This window comes from Streptomyces sp. PU-14G (genome assembly GCF_041028275.1).
In the GTDB taxonomy this organism is placed as follows: domain Bacteria; phylum Actinomycetota; class Actinomycetes; order Streptomycetales; family Streptomycetaceae; genus Streptomyces.
The window spans coordinates 1-4,488 of the sequence record NZ_JASKYT010000471.1 but is presented as its reverse complement, the minus strand read 5'-3'; the positions used below and the strand labels follow the sequence as shown (position 1 = coordinate 4,488).

The following is a 4,488-nucleotide window of genomic DNA, read 5'->3' as shown; positions in this document are numbered from 1 at the left end:
CGTCGATGGCGGCCSATCTGTGCTGTCCTCACGTTGCTCGGCGGTCACTGCGGCTCACTGTCTCCTCTTCGCTCCGCCCGAAGTGTGCGGGGCGTGTGAAGAGAGTTGCCGGGCAATGTACGGCATCCGCACGGGGGTGGATGTGTCCGCTCGGGAATTGTCCGGATAGCGTGCACCCATGGTTGCCATCAACCCGACCGACGACAGCCCGGACGGACGGCTGCACGAACCGGAGAGCGAGCCCGCGCGGGCGACGGAGCGTGACCGGATGTCAGAGCAGGTGCCCGAGCAGACCGCCGGGGTGCGGCCGCAGGATCCCGCCCGCCTGACGGCGTGGGTGCGCGGCGAGGTGCAGGGTGTCGGTTTCCGCTGGTTCACCCGCGCGGCGGCACTGCGCATCGGGCGGCTCGTCGGCTTCGCCCTCAACCTGGGCGACGGGCGGGTCCAGATCGTGGCGGAGGGGACCCGGGCCGACTGCGAGCAGCTGCTGGAGTGGCTGCGCGGTGGGGACACGCCCGGACACGTGGACGGTGTCACCGAGATCTGGGACACACCACGCGGGGGCTACCGCGGCTTCGCGATCCGGTGATCCACAACGGTTGCCATTCGCGCTGTGGCGTGCAAAGCTGCCGCAACGAGTCAGCGCGGTGGATCTTCCTCCCAGCCCCCGAGGGCAGCCTGCTCCGGCGCCGGACGCCGTCGAGTCGAGGCACACCCGGGGGCGGCACGTGTGATCGTGTTGACCGTCAAACCTTTTGGTGAGACCCTGGAATCCCCGCGCACCTGAGCTGTTTGATCGAAGATTCTTCAGCAAAAGTCCAGAGCAGACCCTCAACGGTGCGATTCCCTCACGACCCACCAGACTCACGGTCGGTCACTCAGTGTGGAGGACCATCCATCATGGCAAAGGCGCTTCTCGGTCACGTCGGCGGCTCCGACCCCCGAGTGCTCGCCGAGATGCGACGGCTGCAGCAGCGTGTCCAGGACCTCGAATCCGAACTTGTACGGATGCAGGCCGAGAACGACGCTCTGTCCGCCGCCGCTCGGCATGACTCGGTGTTCGAAGACATCGACGTGACGACGGCCGAGCCCGCGCTCACCTGATCCAGCCCGCCGGGCAGGACAGGCCGAGCAGGACGGCCGCGCTCGAAAATCTGTAAGGGACGCTTCGGCGTCCCTTTGTTTTTCCCGTGGCTGTCGGCGTGCCTGCTGGATGGTGCCGCTCGCCGCCCCGCGGTTCCAGTGCGGCGGCCTCGCGACCCGTGCGGTCCTGATGCCGAGTGGCGGTCTCGATGCGTTTCGTTACGTCTGGTGTGCCCTGACGCCTCCACGGCGAAACCCGGCGGCGCGACCCGACGCCGGAACCTTCCCGCCCCCTTCGGTGCGGTGGGCGCGACATCCCCGTACCAACCTCGGTAGGGTCCGGACGCGTGCACCTCAAGAGCCTGACACTGCGGGGATTCAAGTCCTTCGCCTCCGCCACGACGCTGCGCTTCGAGCCCGGCATCACCTGCGTCGTCGGCCCCAACGGCTCCGGCAAGTCCAACGTCGTCGACGCCCTGTCATGGGTGATGGGCGAACAGGGCGCCAAGTCGCTGCGCGGCGGCAAGATGGAGGACGTCATCTTCGCCGGGACCACGGGACGCCCGCCGCTGGGCCGGGCCGAGGTCTCCCTGACGATCGACAACGCCGACGGCGCACTTCCCATCGAGTACGCCGAGGTCACCATCACGCGGATCATGTTCCGCAACGGCGGCAGCGAGTACCAGATCAACGGCGACACCTGCCGGCTGCTCGACATCCAGGAACTGCTCTCCGACTCCGGCATCGGGCGCGAGATGCACGTCATCGTCGGCCAGGGCCAGCTCGACGGCGTCCTGCACGCCGACCCGACCGGGCGCCGGGCCTTCATCGAGGAGGCGGCCGGTGTCCTCAAGCACCGCAAGCGCAAGGAGAAGGCGCTGCGGAAACTGGACGCCATGCAGGCCAACCTGGCCCGCGTCCAGGACCTCACCGACGAGCTGCGCCGCCAGCTCAAGCCGCTCGGCCGGCAGGCCGCCGCGGCCCGCAAGGCGCAGGTCATCCAGGCCGAGTTGCGCGACGCCCGGCTCCGCCTGCTGGCCGACGATCTCGTCTCGCTGCGGGAGGCGCTGCGTACCGAGGTCGCCGACGAGGCGGAGCTCAAGCAGCGCAAGCAGGCCGCGGAGGCCCAGCTGAAGGAGGCCCTGCGCCGGGAAGCCGACCTCGAACAGCAGGTCCGCACCCTGACTCCCCGCCTGGAGCGCGCCCAGCAGACCTGGTACGCGCTCTCCCAACTGGCCGAACGCGTCCGGGGCACCATCGGCCTGGCCGATCAGCGCGTCCAGCACGCGGCTGCCCCCCAGCCCGAGGAGCGCAGGGGGCGCGACCCGGAGGAGATGGAGCGGGAGGCGGCCCGCGTCCGCGAGCAGGAGGCGGAACTGGAGGCCGCGCTGGAGGCCGCGACGACGGCGCTGGACGAGACCGTCACCCACCGCGCCGAACTGGAGCGGCGGCTGGCCGACGAGGAGCGCCGGTTGCGTGACGAGGCCAGGGCGCTGGCCGACCGGCGCGAAGGTCTCGAACGCCTGCGCGGCAAAACGAGCACGGCGCGCAGCCGCGTGGCCTCGGCGCAGGCCGAGATCGACCGTCTCGCCACCTCCCGAGACGAGGCCCTCCGGCGCGCCGAGGCGGCCCAGGAGGAGTACGAGGCACTGCGCGGCGAGGTGGCCGGGCTCGACCAGGGCGACGAGGAGCTGGCCGAACGCCACGAGAGGGCCAAGCGTGAACTGGCCGAGGCGGAAGCGTCCTTCAACGCCGCACGGGAGGCCCTGACCGAGGCCGAGCGGGAACGCGCCGCCGTCTCCGCGCGCCACGACACCCTGGCCCTCAACCTCCGCCGCAAGGACGGTACGGCCGCCCTGCTCGCCGCCAAGGACCGCCTCGCAGGACTGCTCGGCCCGGCGGCCGAGCTGCTGACCGTGACCCCGGGCCACGAGCTGCCGATAGCGGCGGCGTTGGGCTCGGCCGCCGACGCCGTCGCGGTGACGGACGTGCGCACGGCAGCCGAGGCGCTGCGTCTGCTGCGGAAGGAGGACGGCGGCCGGGCCTCCCTGATCGTGGCCAACGAGGAGTGGGGGCGGGCGGACGCGGCGCCGCCCGTACCCGGCAACGGCACCGCGCCCTCATCCGGCAACGGCACCGCGCCCTCCCGTGCCACTGCCGCGTCAGCGCTGGTGGCCGCACCGCAGCAACTCCGTCCCGCCGTCGAACACCTGCTCGCTCACACCGTCGTCGTCGACACCCTGGAGACGGCCGAGGAAGTCGTCAGGGCGCACCCCGAACTCACGGCGGTCACCGCCGAAGGCGACATCCTGGCCGCCCATCGCGCCGGCGGCGGCTCGGAGGGAGCGCCCTCCCTGCTGGAGGCGCAGGCGGCGGTGGACGAGGCGGCGTCCCGCCTCACCGAGCTGGAGACCCACTGCGAGCGCCTCAAGGAAGAACAGGCCGAGGCCAAGGAGGCCCGCCGTACGAGGGCCGCGGCCCTCGACGACCTCGCCGCCCGTAGGTCCTCGGCGGAGCGCGAGAAGTCCCGTGTCGCGGGGCGGGTGGGCACGCTGGCAGGACAGGCGCGCGCCGCGCAGGGCGAGGCGGAACGGGCCGGGGCGGCGGTCGCCAAGGGCGAGGAGGCGCTGGCGCGGGCGGAGCAGGAGGCCGAGGAGCTGGCCGCACGGCTCGCCGTCGCGGAGGAGGCCCACGAGGCCGAGGCTTCGGACGACCCGGACACCTCCGTGCGGGACCGGCTCGCGGCCGACGGTGCCAACGCCCGCCAGACGGAGATGGAGGCCCGGCTCCAGGTCCGCACGCACGAGGAGCGGGTCAAGGCGCTCGCGGGCCGCGCGGACTCCCTCGACCGGGGCGCCCGCGCCGAGCGTGAGGCCAGGGCGCGTGCGCAGGAGCGCAGGGAGCGGTTGCGCCACGAGGCCGAGGTGGCCGAGGCCGTCGCCGACGGTGCCCGGCAGCTGCTCGCGCACGTCGAGGCCTCGCTGGAGCGGGCGCGCGAGGAACGGGAGGGCGTCGAGCGGGCCAAGGCCGAACGCGAGCAGGCTCTGGGGGAGGAGCGCAGCCAGGGCCGCGGCCTCAAGGACGAGCTGGACAAGCTGACGGACTCGGTGCACAAGGGCGAGGTCCTCGGCGCCGAGAAGCGCATGCGCATCGAGCAGTTGGAGAAGAAGGCCCTGGAGGAACTGGGCGTCGAGCCGGAGGGCCTGGTGCGCGACTACGGCCCCGACCAGCTGGTGCCGCCCGCCTCACCCGCCGGGGACAGCGAGACCGCCGGGGACAGCGAGGCCGCCGGGGACAGCGAGACCGGCGGGGGCAGTGAGGCCGCCGGAGACAGCGAGCCCAGCGGGGACAGTGAGACCGGCGGGGACAGCGAGGCCGGGGGCGGCGCCGGGAGCGCCGGGAAGG

Annotated in this window: 3 protein-coding genes; all 3 read left to right on the top strand. The window is 72.6% G+C overall.

Going from position 1 to position 4,488, the window contains the following annotated elements; translation table 11 throughout:
* The first annotated feature begins 268 nt into the window (after window positions 1-268).
* Window positions 269-589, top strand: coding sequence for an acylphosphatase (locus AB8Z75_RS31670; RefSeq protein WP_369208055.1), 321 nt, complete (start codon window positions 269-271; stop codon window positions 587-589).
* 311 nt (window positions 590-900) lie between these two features.
* Window positions 901-1,104 (top strand): hypothetical protein, encoded by a 204-nt coding sequence (locus AB8Z75_RS31665; protein ID WP_114024136.1) that lies wholly within the window; start codon window positions 901-903, stop codon window positions 1,102-1,104.
* Between the two features lie 326 nt (window positions 1,105-1,430).
* Window positions 1,431-4,488, top strand: a 3,058-nt coding sequence (gene smc / locus AB8Z75_RS31660; protein WP_369208053.1) for a chromosome segregation protein SMC, incomplete at its 3' end; no start/stop codon positions are given.